Annotated in this window: 13 protein-coding genes; 6 read left to right on the forward strand and 7 right to left on the reverse strand. The window is 73.1% G+C overall.

What is annotated here, in order from left to right; all coding sequences use genetic code 11:
- The first annotated feature begins 26 nt into the window (after positions 1-26).
- The 6 genes from ABD335_RS14080 to pulA all read left to right on the forward strand — a co-directional run bounded on the left by ABD335_RS14080 (position 27) and on the right by pulA (position 12,373).
- Complete coding sequence (locus tag ABD335_RS14080) at positions 27-1,046, forward strand: carbohydrate ABC transporter permease (protein ID WP_344322647.1); 1,020 nt, start codon at positions 27-29, stop codon at positions 1,044-1,046.
- A 5-nt stretch (positions 1,047-1,051) separates the two neighbouring features.
- Positions 1,052-1,978, forward strand: coding sequence for a sugar ABC transporter permease (locus ABD335_RS14085; RefSeq protein ID WP_344322648.1), 927 nt, complete (start codon positions 1,052-1,054; stop codon positions 1,976-1,978).
- 58 nt (positions 1,979-2,036) lie between these two features.
- Positions 2,037-3,692, forward strand: coding sequence for a glycoside hydrolase family 13 protein (locus tag ABD335_RS14090; protein ID WP_344322649.1), 1,656 nt, complete (start codon positions 2,037-2,039; stop codon positions 3,690-3,692).
- Positions 3,689-4,792 carry a LacI family DNA-binding transcriptional regulator gene (locus ABD335_RS14095; protein ID WP_344322650.1) on the forward strand — a complete coding sequence of 368 codons (1,104 nt, stop codon included), beginning with the start codon at positions 3,689-3,691 and terminating at the stop codon, positions 4,790-4,792. Before ABD335_RS14090 ends, ABD335_RS14095 begins: the two co-directional genes overlap by 4 nt.
- Before the next feature lie 343 nt (positions 4,793-5,135).
- Positions 5,136-6,842, forward strand: a complete 1,707-nt coding sequence (locus tag ABD335_RS14100) for a carbohydrate-binding module family 20 domain-containing protein (RefSeq protein ID WP_344322651.1) — start codon at positions 5,136-5,138, stop codon at positions 6,840-6,842.
- A gap of 176 nt (positions 6,843-7,018) precedes the next feature.
- A complete protein-coding gene (gene pulA / locus ABD335_RS14105) occupies positions 7,019-12,373 on the forward strand; it encodes a pullulanase-type alpha-1,6-glucosidase (RefSeq protein ID WP_344323039.1) in 5,355 nt (1,784 codons plus the stop codon).
- A 102-nt stretch (positions 12,374-12,475) separates the two neighbouring features.
- On the opposite strand, the gene ABD335_RS14110 is transcribed toward pulA, so the two are convergent.
- The 7 genes from ABD335_RS14110 to ABD335_RS14140 form a co-directional block, all read right to left on the reverse strand.
- Positions 12,476-13,273, reverse strand: a complete 798-nt coding sequence (locus ABD335_RS14110) for a DUF4253 domain-containing protein (RefSeq protein WP_344322653.1) — start codon at positions 13,271-13,273, stop codon at positions 12,476-12,478.
- A gap of 13 nt (positions 13,274-13,286) precedes the next feature.
- Complete coding sequence (locus ABD335_RS14115) at positions 13,287-14,048, reverse strand: TetR/AcrR family transcriptional regulator (protein ID WP_344322654.1); 762 nt, start codon at positions 14,046-14,048, stop codon at positions 13,287-13,289.
- A gap of 106 nt (positions 14,049-14,154) precedes the next feature.
- Complete coding sequence (locus ABD335_RS14120) at positions 14,155-16,146, reverse strand: hypothetical protein (RefSeq protein ID WP_344322655.1); 1,992 nt, start codon at positions 16,144-16,146, stop codon at positions 14,155-14,157.
- Between the two features lie 97 nt (positions 16,147-16,243).
- On the reverse strand, positions 16,244-19,408 hold the full coding sequence (locus ABD335_RS14125) for an alpha-N-acetylglucosaminidase (protein ID WP_344322656.1): 3,165 nt from the start codon (positions 19,406-19,408) through the stop codon (positions 16,244-16,246).
- The gene (locus ABD335_RS14130) at positions 19,405-20,052 is read right to left on the reverse strand and encodes a response regulator transcription factor (RefSeq protein ID WP_344322657.1); all 648 of its coding nucleotides are present in this window, start codon (positions 20,050-20,052) and stop codon (positions 19,405-19,407) included. The genes ABD335_RS14125 and ABD335_RS14130 overlap by 4 nt, the downstream gene beginning before the upstream one ends.
- A 144-nt stretch (positions 20,053-20,196) precedes the next feature.
- A complete protein-coding gene (locus tag ABD335_RS14135) occupies positions 20,197-21,228 on the reverse strand; it encodes a phosphatidylinositol-specific phospholipase C domain-containing protein (RefSeq protein WP_425583643.1) in 1,032 nt (343 codons plus the stop codon).
- A gap of 208 nt (positions 21,229-21,436) precedes the next feature.
- A complete protein-coding gene (locus ABD335_RS14140) occupies positions 21,437-21,871 on the reverse strand; it encodes a subtilase-type protease inhibitor (protein ID WP_344322659.1) in 435 nt (144 codons plus the stop codon).
- Between the last annotated feature and the right edge of the window lie 103 nt (positions 21,872-21,974).

Here is a 21,974-nt window from a genome sequence, read left to right on the forward strand (position 1 = left end):
CTCCCGAGGAGAGGCTGACCGACGACATGGCTGTCGAGACCGGCCGGTCGGTGGCACAGGCCGCGGGCGGCGACGCCCGCGGCCGCGGCCGCAGGACCGGCGGAACGTCCGAGAAGGCACCCGGACCCCTGCGCCGGGCCCTGGCCACCCACTGGTACGCCTGGGCGATGGTGGCCCCCGTGGTGATCGTCATCGCGGTGATCATCGGCTATCCGCTGGTCCGGGGCATCTGGCTGTCCCTGACCAACGCGGACGAGGCCAACGTCGCCCGCACCATCGGCGTCAACGAGATCGAGGCGACGTACGAGTTCGTCGGCCTGGAGAACTACCGGGAGATCCTCACCGACAGCGTCTTCTGGGACCGGTTGGGCTGGACGGTCCTGTGGACGGTGGGCTGCGTCTCCGTCACCTTCCTGATCGGCCTGGTGCTGGCCGTGATGCTCAACCGGAAGCTGCGCGGCCGCACCCTGTACCGCATCGCCATCATCCTGCCCTGGGGCATCCCGGCCTTCGTCTCCGTCTTCGCCTGGAAGATGCTCTTCAACGAGAAGAACGGCCTCCTCAACCAGGTGCTGGCCGGCGGCGGCATCGACGGGATCCCCTGGCTGGGCGACCCCACCTGGGCGAAGCTCTCCGTCATCGCGGTGAACGTCTGGCTGGGCGTGCCCTTCATGCTCGTCGCCCTGCTGGGCGCCCTCCAGGCCATACCCGGAGAGCTGCTGGAGGCCGCCGAGGTGGACGGCGCCAACGCCTGGCAGCGCTTCTGGAACGTGACCCTGCCGAGCATCCGCGCGGTCAGCAGCACCGTGGTCCTGCTGAGCACCATCTGGACGTTCAACATGTTCCCGGTGATCTACCTGCTCACCCGCGGCGGCCCCGGCGACTCCACCGAGATCCTGGTGACCTACGCCTACCGGCTGTCCTTCCTCGTCAGCCCGCGCGACTTCGCCACCTCCGCGGCCTGGGGCGTGCTGATCCTGCTGCTCCTGACGGCCTTCGCGGTGGTCTACCGCCGTTCGCTCCGCAAGCAGGGAGAGGTGTGGTGACGACCATGAACACCACGGGGACCGCCACCGGGACCACGACGCCCGACCCCACCACGACCGCCCCGGCGCCGGCCGTCCCCGCCGCGCGCCCCCGTCGCGTCCGCGGCCGCGGCGAACGCGGCCCCCTGGCCTCGTTCGGACTGCACGCGGGCCTGCTGGTGGCCGCCGTGGTCGCGGTGTTCCCGCCGCTGTGGCTGCTGGTGACGTCGTTCAAGCCCAAGAGCGACGCCTTCACCACCTCGCTGGTGAAGAACTTCACCTTCGAGAACTACGACCACGTCCTCAACGACACCTACTTCCTGACCTGGTTCTGGAACTCGGTGGTGGTCGTGGTCGTCACCACGCTGCTGGGCGTCTTCGTCTCCGCCACCACCGGATACGCCGTCAGCCGCTTCCGCTTCCCCGGAATGCGCCCGCTGATGTGGACCCTGCTGATCACGCAGATGTTCCCGATGGCGATCCTGATTGTGCCGCTGTACAACCTGATGGCGCAGCTCGGGCTCCTCAACCAGCCCATCGGCCTGATCATCACCTACCTCACCATCGCGGTGCCGTTCTGCGCCTGGATGATGAAGGGCTTCTTCGACACCATCCCCGTCTCCATCGACGAGTCCGGACGGGTGGACGGCCTCAACCCGTTCGGCACCTTCTGGCGGCTGATCCTGCCGCTGGCCAAGCCGGGCCTGGCCGTCACCGGCTTCTACAGCTTCGTGACCGCCTGGGCGGAGGTCGCCTACGCGTCGGCCTTCATGACCGGCGAGGAGAACCTCACCCTCGCCGGCGGCCTGCAGACCTTCGTCAACCAGTACGCCGGCGACTGGGGTTCCATGACCGCCGCCGCGGTGATCATCGCCGTGCCGGCCGCGATCGTCTTCGGCATCGCCCAGCGCCACCTCGTCGCCGGACTGACCTCCGGGGCCGTCAAGTCCTGACCCGCGCCCCGTCCGTCCGGCACCTCGCGTCCCCCCACTCACGACCACCAGGGATGACATGACCCAGCACTCCTCAGCCCCCGCCACCGGTACGGCTCCGGCCATCCGTACGGACGTCACGGGCGAGCCCACCGGCTGGTGGCGCGACGCGGTGATCTACCAGGTCTACCCCCGTTCCTTCGCCGACGGCAACGGCGACGGCATGGGCGACCTGGCGGGCGTCCGCGCACGGCTGCCCTACCTGGCCGACCTGGGCGTCGACGCCGTCTGGCTCAGCCCCTTCTACGCCTCCCCGCAGGCCGACGCCGGATACGACGTCGCGGACTACCGCGCCATCGACCCGATGTTCGGCGACCTCCACGACGCCGACGCCCTGATCCGCGACGCCCACGAACTGGGCCTGCGCGTCATCGTGGACCTGGTGCCCAACCACTCCTCCGACCAGCACGAGTGGTTCCAGCGCGCCCTGCGCGAGGGCCCCGGCTCGCCCCTGCGCGACCGCTACCACTTCCGGCCCGGCCGCGGCAGGAACGGCGAGGAGCCCCCGAACGACTGGGAGTCCATCTTCGGCGGCCCGGCCTGGACCCGCACGAAGAACCCCGACGGCACCCCGGGGGAGTGGTACCTGCACCTGTTCGCCCCCGAGCAGCCCGACTTCAACTGGGAGAACGAGGCCGTGCGGGACGAGTTCCGCTCGGTGCTGCGCTTCTGGCTCGACATGGGCGTGGACGGCTTCCGCATCGACGTCGCCCACGGCCTGGTCAAGGCCGCGGGCCTGCCCGACATGGGCCGGGCCGGGCAGTTGAAGCTGCTGGGCAACCAGGTGCTGCCCTTCTTCGACCAGGATGGCGTCCACGAGATCTACCGCTCCTGGCGGCGGATCCTCGACGAGTACCCCGGCGAGCGCATCGGCGTCGCCGAGGCGTGGACGCCCAGCCCCGAGCGCACCGCCCTGTACCTGCGGCCCGACGAGCTGCACCAGGCGTTCAACTTCCACTACCTGAACACCGGTTGGAACGCCGAGGCGCTGCGCAAGGTCGTCGACGAGTCGCTGGAGTCCATGCGTCCGGTCGGCGCCCCCACCACCTGGGTGCTCTCCAACCACGACGTGGTGCGCCACCGCACCCGGCTCGGCGGCGGCCTGCCCCGCGCCCGCGCGGCCTCGCTGCTGATGCTGGCGCTGCCCGGCTCGGCGTACGTCTACCAGGGCGAGGAGCTGGGCCTGCCGGAGGTCGTCGACCTGCCCGACGAGGTGCGCCAGGACCCGTCGTTCTTCCGGGACAACGGCCAGGACGGGCTGCGCGACGGCTGCCGCGTGCCCATCCCGTGGACGTCCGAGGGCCCCAGCTACGGCTTCGGCTCCGGCGGGAGCTGGCTGCCCCAGCCGCCGGAGTGGGCGGAGCTGTCGGTCGAGGAGCAGACCGGCGACCCCACCTCCACGCTGGAGATGTACCGCAGCGCGCTCGCCGTGCGTCGCGAGCACCCGGCGCTCGGCGCGGGCGACGCCGTGGAGTGGCTGGACGAGTTCCCCGCCGGGGTGCTCGCCTTCCGCCGCCGCGCCGCCGACGGCTCCGGCCGGGACTTCGTCTGCACGGTCAACACCACCGGCGCCCCCGTGGAGCTGCCCACCGTCCCCGGCCGGGTGCTGCTGGCCAGCGGCGAGTACGAGGGCGGCGCCCTCCCCGCGGACACCACCGTCTGGTGGGAGGCATGACGCAGACGGGCATGGTTCCCCCGGTCGGCGGCCCGGCCGGAGGTCCGGTCGGAAGCGCTTCCGGGGGAACCGTCCCGGGCACCGCCCGCCTCGCCGACATAGCGGCCCAGGCCCGGGTCAGCGAGGCCACGGTCAGCAGGGTGCTCAACGGCAAGGCGGGCGTGGCGGCCGGAACCCGGCAGAAGGTGCTGGCCGCCCTGGACGTCCTGGGCTACGAGCGCCCCGTGCGGCTGCGGCAGCGCAGCGCCGGGCTGATCGGGCTGGTCATCCCCGAGCTGACCAACCCGATCTTCCCGGCGTTCGCGCAGGTCATCGAGCAGGCCCTGGCCGGGCACGGCTACACCCCCGTGCTGTGCACCCAGATGCCGGGCGGCGCCACCGAGGACGAGCTGGTCGACCAGCTCGTCGAGCGCGGCGTCAACGGCATCGTCTTCCTCTCCGGGCTGCACGCCGACACCACCGCGGACACCGACCGCTACGCCCGGCTCGCCGGACGGGGTGTGCCGTTCGTGCTCGTCAACGGGTTCAACGAGCGCGTCGGCGCCGCCTTCGTCTCGCCCGACGACCGGGCCGCGGCGCGGATGGCCGTCCGCCACCTGACGGATCTCGGACACGATCCGCGGCGCATCGGCCTGGCGGTCGGCCCCGTCCGGTACGTCCCCGTCCGGCGGAAGGTGGAGGGCTTCGCGGCGGCGCTGGCCGAGCGGGGCGTGCCCGACGCGGTGGTGCGGGGGCTGGTGCGGCACACGCTGTTCACGCTGGAGGGCGGCCACGCCGCCGCGGGCGGGTTGATCGAGGCGGGCTGCACGGGCGTGGTCTGCGGCAGCGACATGATGGCGCTCGGCGTGGTCCGGGCGGCCCGGCAGCGCGGGCTGGACGTGCCCCGCGAGCTGTCGGTGGTCGGCTACGACGACTCCGAGCTGATCGCCTTCACCGATCCGCCGCTGACGACCGTGCGGCAGCCGGTCAAGGCCATGGCGAACGCGGCGGTGAACGCGCTGCTGGAGGAGATCGGCGGGAACCCCGTGCAGCACACGGAGTTCGTCTTCCAGCCGGAGCTGGTGGTGCGGGGGTCGACGGCCCCGCCGCCGGCGTCGTGACCGACCGGTCGTCGCCGAGGGAAGCCGCCGTGGCACCCGGCCCGGCCGGCCGGGCGCGTGGGGTTCGTCACAAGGAACCCCCGGCCGACCGGGCCGGGAATGTGGTTGAACGTAGCACCGTGCAAGTTCTTGCGAAAGAGGTTGCGCAAGGGAAACGGTGATGTTTCCGGGAAGTGTCCCAAAGTCTTGACGGTGGTCGGGGAGCGACCTACGGTCTCCTGCGCGAAGGGTTTCACCTCCTTTCAGCTTTCTTGCAGAAAGGGCCTTCAACCTCCACGGCCTTAGGGCGCGGCGCGTTGCCCCCAGGCAGGCACTCGCATCTGCTTCCCCCACAGGAGGAAACGTGGCCAGAAGATCCACGGCCGCCGCGCTCGCGCTTGTCGCGGGCATGGCAGGTTCGCTCGTCGCCGTCCCGGGGCAGGCCCAGGCGGCCCCACCCGGCACCAAGGACGTCACCGCCGTCCTGTTCGAGTGGAAGTTCGACTCGGTCGCGCGGGAGTGCACCAACCGGCTCGGTCCGGCCGGCTACGGCTACGTCCAGGTCTCGCCGCCCCAGGAGCACATCCAGGGCAGCCAGTGGTGGACCTCGTACCAGCCCGTCAGCTACAAGATCGCCGGACGCCTCGGCACCCGCGCGCAGTTCCAGAACATGGTGAACACCTGCCACGCGGCGGGCGTCAAGGTCGTCGTGGACACGGTGATCAACCACATGTCCGCCGGCAGCGGGACCGGAACCGGCGGCTCGTCGTACACCAAGTACGACTACCCCGGCATCTACCAGGGCCAGGACATGGACGACTGCCGGTCCGAGATCAACAACTACCAGGACCGGGCCAACGTCCAGAACTGCGAACTGGTCGGCCTCGCCGACCTCGACACCGGCGAGCCCTACGTGCGCGACCGGATCGCGGCGTACATGAACGACCTGCTCTCCCTCGGCGTGGACGGCTTCCGGATCGACGCGGCCAAGCACATGCCCGCGGCCGACCTGGCCGCCATCAAGTCCCGGCTGACCAACCCGAACGCCTACTGGAAGCAGGAGGCCATTCACGGCGCCGGCGAGGCCGTCTCGCCCAGCGAGTACCTCGGCAACGGCGACGTCCAGGAGTTCCGCTACGCCCGCGACCTCAAGCGGGTCTTCACCGCCGAGAAGCTCGCCTACCTGAAGAACTTCGGCGAGGGCTGGGGCCACATGCCCTCCGGCCAGGCCGGGGTCTTCGTCGACAACCACGACACCGAGCGCGGCGGCGACACCCTCAACTACAAGAACGGCGCCGACTACACCCTGGCGAGCGTCTTCATGCTGGCCTGGCCCTACGGCTCCCCGGACGTCCACTCCGGCTACGAGTGGAGCGACAAGGACGCCGGTCCCCCCAACGGCGGCACGGTGAACGCCTGTTACAGCGACGGCTGGAAGTGCCAGCACGCCTGGCCCGAGATCTCCTCCATGGTCGCCTTCCGCAACACCGCCCGCGGACAGGCCGTCACCAACTGGTGGGACAACGGCAACGACGCCATCGCCTTCGGCCGCGGCTCCGCGGCGTACGTCGTCATCAACCACGAGTCCTCGTCGCTGAGCCGGACCTTCACCACCTCGCTGCCGGCCGGCGACTACTGCGACGTGCAGAGCGGCAGGACGGTGACCGTGGACGGCTCCGGCCGGTTCACCGCCACCCTCGGCGCCAACACCGCCCTGGCCCTCCACACCGGCGCCCGCACCTGCTCCGGGAACGGGAACGGCGGCTCGGGCGACACGGCCGACGGCGCCTCGTTCAACGTCACCGCCACCACGGTCCCGGGTGAGAACATCCACGTCACCGGCGACCGCGCCGAGCTGGGCAACTGGAACACCGGCCAGGCGTTGAAGCTGGACCCGTCGAGCTACCCGGTGTGGAAGCTCGACGTCTCCCTGCCCCCCGGCACCACCTTCCAGTACAAGTACCTCCGCAAGGACGGCGGCGGCTCCGTCACCTGGGAGAGCGGCGCCAACCGCACCGCCACCGTCCCCGCCGACGGCAAGGTCGTCCTGAACGACACCTGGCGCTCCTGACCCCAGGCCCCCGAACCGGCCGCCCGGCCCTTCGTCCACTTCCCCGCCGGGCCGGGCGGCCCCGAGACCCCGACCGGACTCCCCCCACAGGTCACCCCCCGCACCCGCACCCACATCACCGCACCCGAGGAGAGCGACCCGTGACAGGTCCCCTGGCGCGCAGAGGAGGGGCCGCGATGCTCGCGGCCGCACTCCTCGCGACGCTCATCACCGCGGCGGCGCCCGCCCAGGCCGCACCGCCGGCGCCGCCGTCCGACGCGAAACTGGCCGCCGAGCCCACCCGGCACGACCTGACGCGGGAGCAGTTCTACTTCGTCCTGCCGGACCGTTTCGCCAACGGCGACCGCTCCAACGACCGCGGCGGACTGGAGGGCGACCGGCTCACGACCGGTCACGACCCCGCCCACAAGGGCTTCTACCACGGCGGCGACCTCAGGGGCCTGATCGACAAGCTCGACTACATCAAGGGCCTGGGCACCACCGCCATCTGGATGGCGCCCATCTTCAAGAACAAGCCCGTCCAGGGCGAGGGCGAGAACGCCTCGGCCGGCTACCACGGCTACTGGATCACCGACTTCACCCGCGTCGACCCGCACTTCGGCACCAACGCCGAACTGCGCGAGCTGATCGACAAGGCCCACGACAAGGGCATGAAGGTCTTCTTCGACGTCATCACCAACCACACCGCCGACGTGGTGGACTACGAGGAGAAGTCCCGCTCCTACCTCTCCGAGGGCGCCTTCCCCTACCTCACCAAGGACGGCGAGCCCTTCGACGACACCGACTACGCGGCGGGGAAGACCTTCCCGAAGGTCGACCGCACCTCCTTCCCGCGCACCCCCGTGGTCGCCGAGGACGAGAAGGACGTCAAGGTCCCGTCCTGGCTCAACGACCCGACGATGTACCACAACCGCGGCGACTCCACCTTCGCCGGCGAGAGCTCGCTGAACGGCGACTTCCACGGCCTGGACGACCTGTGGACCGAGCGTCCCGAGGTCGTCGAGGGCATGGAGAAGATCTACCAGCGGTGGGTGAAGGACTTCGACATCGACGGCTTCCGCATCGACACGGTCAAGCACGTCAACCTGGAGTTCTGGACCCGGTGGGCCGCGGCGCTGGACGCCTACGCCGCGAAGCAGGGCCGCGACGACTTCTTCATGTTCGGCGAGGTCTACTCCTCCGACCCCGCCCAGATGGCCCCCTACGTCACCCGCGGCAACCTCGACGCCACCCTCGACTTCGGCTTCCAGGAGGCGGCCCGCTCCTACGCCTCCCAGGGCGGACCGGCGACCAGGCTGTCCGACCTGTTCGCCCAGGACCACCGCTACACCACCGGCCGGTCCAACGCCTACGAGCAGGTCACCTTCACCGGCAACCACGACATGGGCCGCATCGGCGCCTTCCTCCGGCAGGACAACCCCGGCGCCGACGACGCCGAACTGCTGAGCCGGGCCGAGCTCGCCAACGAGCTGATGTTCCTCACCCGCGGCAACCCGGTGATCTACTACGGCGACGAGCAGGGCTTCACCGGCGCCGGCGGCGACCAGGACGCCCGCCAGACCCTCTTCGCGTCCAAGACCGCCGCCTACCTCGACCCGGAGAAGAACGACCGGATCGGCACCGACCGCACCCACGCCGAGGACGCGTACGACACCGACCACCCCCTCTACCGGTCCATCGCCGCGCTGTCGAAGCTGACCCGCGAACACCCCGCCCTGCGCGACGGCGTCCAGACCGAGCGCCACGTCGAGCAGGGCGACGGCCCGGGCGTGTACGCCTTCTCCCGCATCGACGCCGGGCAGCGCACCGAGTACCTCGTCGCCGCCAACAACAGCGAGAAGGCCCGCACCGTCGAGATCCCCACCGGCTCGCCGAACACCGCCTTCCGGCAGATCCACGGCGGTGACGCCACGGTCCGCACCGGCGACGACGCCACGCTGACCGTCACCGTCCCGGCCCTGTCCACCGTGGTCCTCAAGGCCGGCAAGCCGCTTCCCGCCCCGGACGCCAGGCCCACCGTCGAGCTGAAGGCCCCCGCCGCGGGCGCCACCGGCACCGTCGAGATCACCGCCGACGTCGAGGGAGGGGACGGCCTGAACCGCGTCGTCTTCGCCGCCCGGATCGGCGACGGCGCGTGGCGGACCCTCGGCACCGCCGACCACGCCCCCTACACGGTCACCCAGCACCTGGGCGAGGACGTCGAGGCCGGAACGCCCCTGCGCTACAAGGCCGTCGTGGTCGACGGCACGGGACGCACCGCGAGCGACCTGGCGACCTCCACCGCCGGCCAGGCCCCGCCGAAGGAGAAGCCCTCGGCCGTCGAACGGGACTGGGCCGTCGTCCACTACCACCGCGCCGACGGCGACTACGACGGCTGGACGCTGACCTCCGGCGAGCAGCGCGCCCCCTTCACCGGACGCGACGCCTACGGCGCCTTCGCCTGGCTGAAGGTCCCCGACGGCGGTTCCAGACTGCCCTTCACCATCACCAAGGACGGGACCGCCGACGGCCCCGAGCGCACCATCGACCCGGCGAAGACCGGCGAGGTGTGGATCGAACAGGGCGAGGACGGGGTCCGCGACGAGCGGCCCGAGGGCGTCTACCCGCCGCAGGACGAGAAGAAGGCCGTCCTCCACTACCACCGCGCGGACGGCGACTACGACGGCTGGGGCCTCCACACCTGGACCGGCGCCGCCGAGCCCACCGACTGGTCCAAGCCGCTGATGCCCACGCGCAGGGACTCCTTCGGCGTCACCTTCGAGGTGCCGCTCGCCGAGGGCGCCACGTCGCTGAGCTACATCATCCACAAGGGCGACACCAAGGACGAGGCCGCCGACCAGTCGCTGGACTTCGCCACCCACGGCCGCGAGGTGTGGAAGCTGTCGGCCACCCCCGGCTACCTGCTGCCCACCACCGGCAGCGCCCCCGACCTGGACCCGACCAAGGCCGAGGCCCAGTGGATCGACCGGAACACCGTCGCCTGGAAGATCAAGGCCGGCGACGCGACCAGCGAACAGCTCGTGTACGACCCCAAGGGCACCCTCGCCGTCGAGGACGGCGCCCTGACCCACGAGGGCCACTGGCTGCGCCTGAACCCCGTCCCCGGCGGACTCACCGAGGCGCAGAAGGAGAAGTACCCCCACCTGAAGGAGTACGCCGCCTTCACCGTCGACCCGCGCGACCGCGACCGGGCGCGCACCGCCCTGCGCGGCCAACTCCTCGCCACCCAGCGCAACGGCGAGGGAGCGCTGCTGGCGGCGACCGGCGTCCAGATCGCCGGCGTCCTCGACGACCTCTACGGCGCCAAGGCGGCCGAGGCCGACCTCGGCCCGGTCTTCGACGCCAAGGGCCGCCCCACCCTCTCGGTCTGGGCCCCCACCGCGCAGAAGGTCGCCCTCGAACTCGACGGCCGCACCGTGGCGATGCGCCGCGACGACGCCACCGGCGTCTGGAGCGCGAAGGGCAACCGGAGCTGGGCGGGCAAGCCCTACCGCTACCAGGTCACCGTCTGGGCGCCCTCGGTGCGGAAGCTGGTCGTCAACAAGGTCACCGACCCCTACTCCACCGCGCTGACCACCGACTCCCGGCAGAGCCTGGTGGTGGACCTGGCCGACCCCGAGCTCGCCCCCAAGGGCTGGAAGGACCTGCGGAAGCCGGAGGCGGTGCCGCTGCGCGACGCCCAGATCCAGGAACTGCACATCCGCGACTTCTCCGTCGCCGACCCCACGGTGCGCAAGGAGAACCGCGGCGGCTACCTGGCCTTCACCGAGAAGTCCTCGGACGGCGTGAAGCACCTGAGGGAACTGGCGGACGCCGGCACCACCCACGTCCACCTGCTGCCCTCCTTCGACATCGCCTCCATCCCCGAGCGCGCCGCCGACCGCGCCGAGCCCGCCTGCGACCTGGCCGCCCTCCCCGCCGACTCCGAGAAGCAGCAGGAGTGCGTCGGAAAGGTCCGCGACAAGGACGCCTACAACTGGGGCTACGACCCGCTGCACTACACCGTGCCCGAGGGCTCGTACGCCACCGACCCCAACGGCACCACCCGCACCGTCGAGTACCGGAAGATGGTCCAGAGCCTCAACGCGGCCGGACTGCGGGTCGTCCTCGACGTGGTCTACAACCACACCATGGCCGCCGGGCAGCACGAGAAGTCCGTCCTGGACCGGATCGTGCCCGGCTACTACCACCGGCTCCTGGAGGACGGCACCGTCGCCACCTCCACCTGCTGCGCCAACACCGCGCCCGAGAACACCATGATGGGCAAGCTCACGGTGGACTCCATCGTCACCTGGGCCAAGCAGTACAAGGTGGACGGCTTCCGCTTCGACCTGATGGGCCACCACCCCAAGGAGAACATCCTGGCCGTCCGGAAGGCGCTGGACTCCCTCACCCCGGAGAAGGACGGCGTCGACGGGAAGAGCATCGTCCTCTACGGCGAGGGCTGGAACTTCGGCGAGGTCGCCGACGACGCCCGCTTCGTCCAGGCCACGCAGAAGAACATGGCCGGCACCGGCATCGCCACCTTCTCCGACCGGGCCCGCGACGCGGTGCGCGGCGGCGGACCCTTCGACGCCGACCCCGGCGTCCAGGGCTTCGCCAGCGGCCTGTACACCGACCCCAACTCCTCGCCCGCCAACGGCAGCCGCGAGGAACAGCGCGGACGGCTCCTGCACTACCAGGACCTGATCAAGGTCGGACTCAGCGGCAACCTCGCCGACTACACCTTCACCGACAGCTCCGGCAGGCGGGTCAAGGGCTCGCAGGTCGACTACAACGGCTCACCGGCCGGATACGCGGAGGCCCCCGGCGACGCGCTCGCCTACGCCGACGCCCACGACAACGAGACCCTCTACGACGCCCTGGCGTTCAAGCTGCCGAAGGACACCCCGGCCGCCGACCGCGCCCGCATGCAGGTGATCGCCATGGCCACCGCCGCCCTCTCCCAGGGACCGGCTCTCAGCCAGGCGGGCACCGACCTGCTGCGCTCGAAGTCGCTGGACCGCAACTCCTACGACTCCGGCGACTGGTACAACGCCATCCACTGGAACTGCGCGGCCGGCAACGGCTTCGGCCGCGGCCTGCCCCCCGCCTGGGACAACCAGGACAAGTGGTCGTACGCCAAGCCGCTGCTCACCGCCGGGGAACTCTCCCCGTCCTGCGCGGAGATCGAGGGGGCGTCCGCCGCCTACCGGGACCTGCTGACGATCCGCTCCACCGAGAAGGTCTTCGGCCAGTCCACGGCGGACGGCGTCCAAAACGCCCTCTCCTTCCCGCTGTCGGGGAAGGACGAGACCCCGGGCGTGATCACCATGCGCCTGAAGGACGGCGGGGACGACCTCGTGGTCGTCTTCAACGCCACCCCCGAGCGGCGGACGCAGACCGTGGAGTCCCTCGAGGGCGGCTCCTACACCCTGCACCCGGCACAGGCGAAGGGCTCCGACGCGGTGGTGAAGACCTCCGCGTTCGACGCGGACAAGGGCGCCTTCACCGTCCCGCCGCGCACGGTGGCGGTGTTCACCGCACGGTAGGGACGGGCATCGGACCCCGACGGGGACGGCGGGGCGGCACCGGGCGACCGGTGCCGCCCCGCGGCTCTTCCCCCGGCGTCCACCGGGGTCCACCGGGGTCCGTCAATCCCACCAGAACGACCAGTGGCCGCTGCCGAGAAGCCACTTCTCCGCGTAGCGCGCCAGGCTCCCGGGCCCCTGCCGGACCACGGCCGGACAGAACGCGAAGTGCTCGGCCGCGACCGCGAGCGCCTCCCGCACCGTCCGCGGCGGCGCCGCCACCGACAGGTGCAGCACGTCCGGCTCCAGCGCCACCACCCGCGTCCCGAACCGCTCCTCCCAGGAGCGCAGCACGGCACCGAACGGCGCGGCGCCCTCGCCGGACGCCAGCGTGCCCGTCCAGCCGATCGCCACGGGGACGTCGGCGCTCCGCCGGACCGGGACCAGGGCGACCCGCGGATCGAGCAGGGTGCCGTGGGCGACCAGGGAACGGGCCACACCGACCGCCGCCCCGTCCGGATCGCCCACCGTCCCGGCGGACGGCGCGAGTCCGGGCCACCGCCCGCCGAACGGACGGAGCGCCGCCGCCCCGTCCGGCTCCCGCGCGGCGTGCCCCTCCCACCAGCGGGCCAGCACGTCCCCGGCGTCGAGCCCGCCCCCGGTCCCGTCCCCGGGCCCCGACTCCGGCAGCAGGTCGTCCTCCACGGACGTGCCGCGCCCGTGCCGACCCAGCAGCACGGGCCACAGCCCGGTGGCGTCCCGCACCGGAAGCATCCGCTCCCAACCGTCCGGCCCGGCGGGCGCGTCGGCCCGCCACAACAACGGCTCGTGCCACCCGCCGAGCACCGTGCGATCCACCAGCGTGCCCGGCGGCAGATCCACCGAGCCCACCAGCGAGCGCAGTTCCCGTGCCTCGGTCATCGCCCCATCGACGCTAGAGACCGCCTTCCGCGGTGCCTTCGGACGCCGCATCCCCGCCCGTACCCCCGTCCGGGCCGCCGAACACGCCGGGCGCCAGCGCCGCCAGCCGCCCCACCAGATCCCCGAACGTGCCGTCGACGGGCTCCTGTCGCACGACGCGGCGGAACACCCGGGCGGTCTCCTCGTCGAACGCGGCCGTCACCGCCGCCAGGGCCAGCAGATCGTGGACGAGTTGGCGCTCCAGCTCCCACCGCGGAATCGAGCGCTCCTCCAGCCAGTTCAGCGCCGAGGTCTCGGCGACCCCGATCCAGGACCGGATCACCAGGGCCAGCCGCGGCCCGGGGTCGGCGATCTCCAAGTGGGTCAGGAGCTGCTCGTACGCGGCCTGCCGCACCTCGTCGATCACGGCGTCGGTCCGCACCGACCCGACGGTCGAACCACCGCGCAGCAGGGCGGAGAAGCCGGGCGCGTGCTCCTCGACGAAGTCGAAGTAGCGGCCCATCACCAACAGCAGACGCGAGCTGAACGGCCCCTCGGGCGGAACGACGAAGCGGGCGGACAGCTCGTCGGCGGCCCGCCGTACGGCCGCCTCGTAGAGGCTGTGCTTGCCAGGGAAGTAGTGGTAGACGAGCGGCCGGGATATGCCGGCCGCGGTGGCGATGTCGTCGATCGACACGTCCTGGGGAGAACGGTCGCTGAATAACCTCAGCGCGACGTCGATCAGTTGCTGTCGACGTTCCTCGACACCCATCCTGCGGCGTACCCCGGTGGTCATGGGAACACCCTAGCGAGCGCCGCGGGCCGCCGGACGGCGCAAGTCCGCCACGGGTGACCCAACGGGCCGCGTCCGGCGCCGAATCGGTGGAGGTTCGGCGCCGGAATCAGTGAAGGGCGGCCAGTCGCCCGCCGTCCACGAGCGAGGCGGAGAGCTCGACCCGGGCGTCCTTCTCCGCCGCCACGGCGAGGGTGCGGCCCACCGCGCGGTGCGTCACCCCGCCGGTCACGGAGATGGACGCGACCTCGTCGCTGCCCGCGGCGAGCAGGTACCAGGCGCCGGAGGGGGACTTCCACAGCGCCCCGCCGAGCACCCGCTCCTCCCGCACCCCGCACGCCGGCCCGTCCCCGGTCTGCGCCACCACCGCGCCCGGCGCGTCCGGCTCGCTCGCCGGGGCCAGGAACTGGGCCAGCACCCGCGAGCCCGCGCCCCGCCAGGTGTCCGCCCGGGTGCACACCCAGCGCGCCCGGCCCGCGCCCTCCGGCAGGAGCTGCTCGGCGAACCCCCAGGTGTTCACCGCCCTCACGCCCCCGCCCGCCAGCGCCGGCAGCCGGCAGACGGTGCGGGCCAGCGCGGTGCGGGCCGCCTCCCCGGCGGCGCCCGCGTCCACGGCCCCGCCCGGGGCCCCGTACGTCAACCGGACCGGGTTCAGCTCGCCGAGGTCGGTCAGCAGGTACGGGCCGGCGCCCCGGGCGCCGGAGCGGCCGTCGACCCCGCCGTGCGGCGTCAGCCGCAGCGCGGGCCAGGCGCCGCACGGCGAGCCGGTCAGGGGCGGCCCGGCCACCGGGGCGGTCAGCCCGTCGGCGGAACGCTCCACCGGGCGCCCGGCGTCGGCGGGGTCGAGCAGGTCGACGACCGAGACGTCGGTGATCCACGGCGCCGTCAGATAGCGGGCGGCGCCGTCCACGCGGGCGACCACCAGCGCGCCGGCGGACGCCGCGTCCGCGCCGTCCGTCCGCGCGAAGTCCAGCGCGACCGGCCCCGTCCGGCCGCCCGCCGGCTCGGCGTAGCGCACCACCCGCAGCCCGTCGTGGAGCACCACCACCGAGGAGCCGTCCACCTCGCCCGCGTACAGCAGGTGCGCGGGGCCCGCGGCCGGCCCGGTCGGGGTGCCCGGCGTCGCGGTGACCCGCACCTCCGAGCCCGGACGCGCCCACACCGCCAGCGCCCGCCGCAGCAGCCCGGTGTCACCGGTGAGCCCGCCCCGGGCCGGCCAGACGGAGAAGTCGGTGCGCGCCGACCGCCGCCACGCCCCGGCCTCCGCCCGCACCAGCCGCTCCGGGTCCAGGGCCCGCTCCGCCGCCGGGTTGCGGGCGTACACCGGGGCCGCCGCGCCGTCCGGACCCCAGCCGTCGCCCGGCAGCCCCAGCAGCGCCCCGCACACCGCCAGCGCGCAACCGGCCACGGCCGCGGCCCGCGCGTTCTGGCGCCGCCGCATCAGGTCGGTGGGACGGGCCCGCAGCGTGCACGGGTCGAACTCCGCCGACTCCAGCGGCGACCGGTCCCGGCTCCCGGCCGGGGCCCGCACCCCGTCCGCCTCCGCCAGCGCCGCCCGCGGGTCCGCCGCGCCGGCCGCCGCCAGCAGCCGCGCCGCGTCCTCGTCCGTCAGACCCTCCAGACGGCGCAGCGCGTACGCCGCCCGCGCCGCCGCCGACACCTCCGACAGGGCCCGCTCCAGGGCGAGCGCGTCGGCGCCGCCGGGCCGGGGGGACAGCCGCAGCCCCAGCACCAGCGGCGGCCACGGCACGACCGGACGCACGATCCCGCCGAGGAGCCCGCGCGGCCGGGCCGCCGCCAGCGCCGCCCGCAGCACCCGCAGCCGCAGCAGCGCGTACGCCGCGTCCGGCGCGTCCGGCGCGCGCACCGGCGCGGGGACGTCCCGTGCCCCGCGCCCGCGCGGCAGCGAGCGCTGCGCCACGGCGTGCGCCACTCGCACCCGGCGGTGCCGCCCCGAGGAGGGCGGCAGGACCAGGTACGCCAGGCGCACCAGACGCGGATAGTGCTCGACGAGGGCGGCCTCGGCCCGCTCGACGTCGACGGGGCCGGACGAGGCGGGCCGAGGCGCCCGGTGGGGAGAGGTCGCATCCTTCAGGGCCACGTCGGGCTGAACGAGCGGAGCCTTTGTCGGTCACCTCCCGCGCGCGGACGCCACCCTCCGCGCGCGGGCACCACCTCGCGCCCGCCGGGCGGCCGGTTCAGCCCAGCCGCCACCCGGAGAACTCCACCGTGCCGCGCGCGGTGCCGTTCGCCGCCGTCATCCCGAGTCCGACGTCCTGCCGCGCCGCCGAACCCGGCACCCGCACGGTCGCCACCGTCCGCCAGCTCTTGCCGTCGTCCGTGGACAACTCGCCGGTGTAGTCCCGGCCCGCGCGCCGCAGCCGCAGCAGCACCGGGGCCTTCACCCCGGTGATCCGCCGGTAGGTGTCCAACTGCCCGTCGCCGTCGGAGTCGTACGACAGCACCACGCCGTTGGCCGGGGTCACCGACAGGTTGAGGAAACCGGGGGAGCCCGCCTCGGCCAGGTCGTCGCGGACGAAGACGCCCGCCCGCGCCCACGGCCCGGTCGCCGGCTGGGAGACGACCCGCACGGTCGCCGTGCCCCGCTCGCCCAGCCCGTCCGGCCGGTACAGGGCCCCGAACTCCGCGGTGGCCTTCCACAGGTCCGCGCCGCCGCCGTCGATGGCGTACCGTCCGCCCAGCCGGCCGAAGACCGCGCCGTTGGTGGCGACCGTGCGCCACCCCGCCGGCAGCGGCCCGGCCAGGAACAGCCCGCCGTCGTGGACCGCCCGCACCCGGTCGCCGCCCTCGGGGCCGTACCGCGCCGTCAGGGTGAACGGCAGCCGCCGCAGCGGCTCGCTCAGCGGCCGGTCCGGCGCGGTCACCCGCCAGCGGACCCGCGCCCGGCCGCCCGCCGGCACCCGCGCCACGGTGGTGGGGTCCAGCGGCTCCGCGGTGACGCCGGACGGGCCGGTCAGGGTCAGCTCCACCGGGCCCGCGGCCCGCAGCCCGTTGGTGTTGACGAACGTCGCGGTCAGCAGCCCGCGCTCGCCCGGGGCCAGGGCCGCCGGGTCCGGCTCCGTCTCCACCCCGCCCTGGTAGGGCGCGCGGGCGAGCGCGTCGCGGACCCGGAGGGCGGTGGCGTACGGGTCGCCCACCGGCCGCAGCGGGTACTCCTTCCGCTCCCTGGTCCAGGACTCCTCGACCGCGTACCAGTCGACGGGCTCCGGCTCGCGTCCGGCGGCCAGCGCGGCGTCCAGCTCGTCCAGCCACCTCCGCCAGCGCGGCAGGTAGAAGTCGCTCGTCAACCCGTGCCAGTCGCGGTTGGCGTAGTCGTGCAGCCGGCCCCCGTCGGAGGTGGCGCGCCCGTCCCACACCGTCAGCAGCACACGGGCGGTGCGCTCCAGCTCCGCCGCCTCCTCCGGGGAGGTCGCCATGCGGCGGGCCGCGTCCGTCCACGGACCCAGCAGGAACAGCCGGTGGGTGCCGGCCAGCTCGTCGACGAGCGTCATCAGCCGCAGCCACAGCGCCGACAGCTCCCGGAAGGCGCCGCGGTCGCCGCGCCGGTACGCGTCGCGGAGCTGCGGCAGCAGCCGGCGGCTGCGGTTGGCCAGGGCCTGCCGGGCGACGTCCACCAGATCGTGCCGGTAGGCGTCGCTGCCGCGCAGGGAGGCGCCGACCGCCAGCAGCCCGTCCAGCGCGGCGTCGAACCGCGCCGGGTCGTAGGACAGCTCGGTGGGCCCGTACTGCCCGGCCCGGGTGGCGTTCAGATCGGGGCGGGCGGCGAAGAGGCTGTCGTGGGTGAAGCCGTAGAGCCTCGCGGAGTGCCGGTAGGCGGTGTCGTGCAGCGCCCGCCAGGCGTCCTCGGCGCCGGAGTCGGTGCCGCCGTAGCGGTACCGGGCGAACCGCGCGAACCACGCCGGCAGGTCCGCCGGCGCCTCGCGCCAGGCCAGCTCGGAGAAGAAGTCGAACGCGGCCGGGTCGCGGTCGGCGGCCTCCGGCATGTACGCGGTGCCCACCAGGGCGCTGCCGGGCTTGTCGCGCCAGGCGTAGAACCGCTCGTTCCACACGTGGGTCTTGGCGCCCAGCAGGGTGCGCCCGCCGAAGTTGGGGATCGAACCGAAGCAGTAGGGGGTGCCGTTCCAGTCGGCCTCGCGGTCGAAGACGGTCTCGGTCCGCTCCGAGATGCCGTCGACGATGAGCATCCGCCGCTTGTCCACGGCGTCCACCAGCTCGCGCCGCGGATTCTCCTGCCAGCCCAGGATCACCCAGGTCGCCCCCGGGTGGGCCTTCTGCAGGGCCGCCTCCACACCGCGCGCGGCGTCCGCCACCGGCACGTCCCCGGCGCTGCCGCCCTCGTGCAGCAGGTCCATCTTGAAGTGCCGCGCCTCGCCGAACAGCTCCTTCTGGTGCCGGTAGAAGGAGGCGGCGACGTCACCGAAGACGGCGGTGCGCGGGTCCAGCCAGTCGGGCCGGGCGAAGCCGTGCCAGGTGCCCTGGGGAACCGTGTGGGCGCCGGGGTTGCGCGTGGCGAAGTCCCTGGGCACCGTGCCGTAGTAGCCGGGCAGCACCGGGTGCATCCCCAGCTCCCGCAGCCGGGCGGTGATGCGCCGGCCCAGCTCCACCCGCTTGTCGATCAGCGCCTGGCTCGGCGGGCCGCCGTAGTCGCTGAGGTTCTGCAGCAGCCACCACGGCTGGTGGGAGGGCGCGGGAAGCCAGCGGCGCGCCTCGGCGTCCGAGTAGCCGAACTCCTTCAGCACCCGCTGGTAGACGGCCTCGTGCCCGGCGATGACCAGCACCTGGTTGCAGCCGTTGAAGGCCAGCACGTCGATCAGGCGCTCCCAGTACGCCCAGTCGGCGTACGGGTTGGTGTAGCCGTCGTTGGTGTCGTTGAGCGCGAACCGGTTGGGCAGCGCGGTGGAGCGCTCCAGGGGGGAGGCGGGCGCGGGCAGGGTCGCGGGGAGGTCCAGTTGGCTGCCCGCCCAGGAGACGTGCGCGGAGCAGACCTCCTTCAGGTACCAGTGGACGCCGGTGAGCAGCACGGCCGGGCTCGTCCCGGCCACCTCGATCCGTCCCGCCGTGCCCGTCACCCGGAAGCGCTCCGTGCCGTCCGCCGCGCTCAGCGGCGTCAGGCGGAACTGGGCGGCGTGGTCCGGCAGCAGACGCCGCAGCGCCTCCTGCGCCGGGCCGGTCGCGAAGGGCCGCGGGGCCGCGACGGCGCTGCCCAGCGGGGTCAGGCCGGGGCCGACCGCGGCGGCCAGCCCCGCCGCCACCGTTCCGGCGGCCAGCACGACGCGCCGGGGCAGTCCCTGGGTGCCCGTCCCCTCCGGCGCGGGGGAGGGCAGGGACGGCCGGCGGCTCATCCCCGGTCCAGGTAGGCGAGGACGGCCAGGACCCGGCGGTTGTCGTCGTCGGACGGCGGGAGGCCGAGCTTGGCGAAGATGTTGGAGGTGTGCTTGGCGACCGCGCGCTCGGTGACCACGAGCTGCGTCGCGATGGCCGCGTTCGACCTGCCCTGAGCCATCAGTTCCATGACCTCCTTCTCACGCGGAGTCAGACGGCCCATCGGGCGGTCCGTCTCGCGCCGTGTCAACAGTTGTTGGATCACCTGCGGATCCATGGCCGTGCCGCCCGCGGCGACCCGACGTACGGCATCGACGAACTGCTCCGCGTCGAAGACCCGGTCCTTGAGCAGGTAGCCGACTCCGCCGTCCCCGTCGGCGAGCAGCTCACGCGCGTAGAGCTGCTCGACGTGTTGGGAGAGGACCAGCACCGGCAGCCCGGGCCGCTCGCGGCGGGCCCGGAGTGCGCACTGCAGCCCCTCGTCGGTGAACGATGGAGGAAGCCGTACGTCCACGACCGCGACGTCCGGGTCCAGTTCGGCCAGGGCCCGGCTCAGCTCCGGCCCACTGTCCACGGCCGCCGCGATCTCGAAGTCGTACGCCTCCAGCAGCCGTACCAGGCCGTCGCGCAGCAGAAACAGGTCTTCGGCCAGAACAACACGCACGGCGGCTCCCTCGTGGTCGATCGGGCGGCACCCGGACGGAGGACCGCCGACCACACCATAGGATCGGCGACGGCCCGTCAAGCCGCGTTTTCGGCCGCGCGAGAGCCCCTGGCGGACCGGCCCCGACGCCGGGCCGGCCCCGCGTCAACCCCGCGGAACGACCGTGGAGAGCACGGACGGCAGCGTGTACCAGTCGGAGGTGAGGACGCTCGCCTGTTCGGCGGCGAGCAGGGCCACCCGGTCGCGCGCCTGCGCCTCGGTGGGGCTGGTGGCGCTGATGGCGGGCGCCACGTTGTGGGCGTCGGTCATGATCAGCAGGTAGTTCCGCGCCGCGTACCAGTCGGTGTCGATGCCGCCGGTCACGTACGTCGAGGCGTCGCCGTCGAAGACGACGAACCACGGCCGGATCGAGGCGTCGGAGTAGCGGCCGACGCGCGGGTCGCCCGCCTCGGCCCGGTGCACGGCCGGGAAGGCGGCGGCACTGCCCAGCCGTCCGGAGGCGGCCAGGTCGCGCAGGTGGCGGGCGTACTCGCGGTCGGTCCACAGCGAGTCGAAGGGGTTGGACTCCTCGACCGTGCCGGGGATGAGGTGGATCAGGAACTTCCCCGCCAGCGCGTTCCGCGTCGGCCAGCCCTTCGCCCGGACGGCCTCGTCGAGCGTGGCGTACCCGGCGGCCAGGTCGCCGGGCCGGTAGAGCGCGTCGCCGAGCTTGCTCGTGACCAGCGCGTCGAACTGCGCCGGGCCGCGCCCCAGGTTCGCGGCGAACCCGTCCTTCATCTCGATCTTGAGCAGGATCGGTCGGTGCCCGGGATGGGCGTCGTGCCAGGCCCGCAGGTCGGCCAGGCACCCGGCCAGGCTCTGGTTGCGGGACTTGGCGCGCAGCTCGGCGGCGGTGGAGGCGTTGACGCAGTTGTTGTCGTTGCCCAGCGGGTTGTCGTGCGCCACGCGCCAGGTGCCGCCGGAGAAGTTCGTCCACACGTCCAGCTCCAGCAGCGCGGCACCGGAGTCCAGGGCGTCGGCGAAGTAGGCGTACTTGCTCTTCTCGTAGGCGTTGTGCACGCCCACGCCGGTGGTGGCCGAGTACGGCAGCGACCCGGGGTCCGCCGCGCCCGCGGGCGGCGCGGCCGCCCCCACGGTCATCAGCGCCAGGCCCACGCCCGACGCCACCGCCGACATCACTCCGCTCTTCCGCCGGTCCATCTGCGCCGCCTTCACTGTGGGGGGTCAAAGCCCGCTCACAGTAAGGGAGTCGGGACAGCACGGGGAGGGCGTGCGCATGACGGGAAGGGAAACGGCCGGCGTATGGCGGCCGGGCCCCGGCGGACGCGGTCGGCCCCGGACACCGCGCGGGTGTCCGGGGCCGAACCCGGTGCGCTCAGGCGGCTCAGAAGGAGAAGAGCGCGCCCGTGGAGTTCTCCATGACACAGGCGTTGGGGAAGGTGTGCGCGTACGACACCTTGCGTCCCTCCCAGACGCCCTCGGCGGTGACCACGACCGGGTCCCAGATCATCGGGCAGACCCCGTCGTTGTCGGTGTCGACCAGCGAGGCGATGTCACCGTCCACGGAACGCAGTTCCGCGCACGCCTTGCCGGGCTCGGGGTGGCTGCCGTCGGAGGTCGGCGAACAGCTCAGCACGGCGCTCCGCTGCACGGTGGCCGGCGACGGACCCTCACCCTCACCGATGGTGAGCACCAGGTTCGAGGGCGCGTACAGACCGTCGGGCTCGGCGGGGGCGGCGGTCGCGGTGGCCGCCGTGCCCGCCAGGAAGGCGGCGGCCAGCGCGGCGCTTAACCCGAGTCCCTTGGTGGCGTACCGCATGTCGAACACTCCTTGGTTCGATGTGTCAGGTTCCGAACGGACGCGTTGCCCAAGCGAAAAGGGACACACATCTGAACGATCGATTCTGGTCACCTTATGGAAG

It is taken from the genome of Streptomyces macrosporus, assembly GCF_039533145.1.
In the GTDB taxonomy this organism is placed as follows: domain Bacteria; phylum Actinomycetota; class Actinomycetes; order Streptomycetales; family Streptomycetaceae; genus Streptomyces; species Streptomyces macrosporus.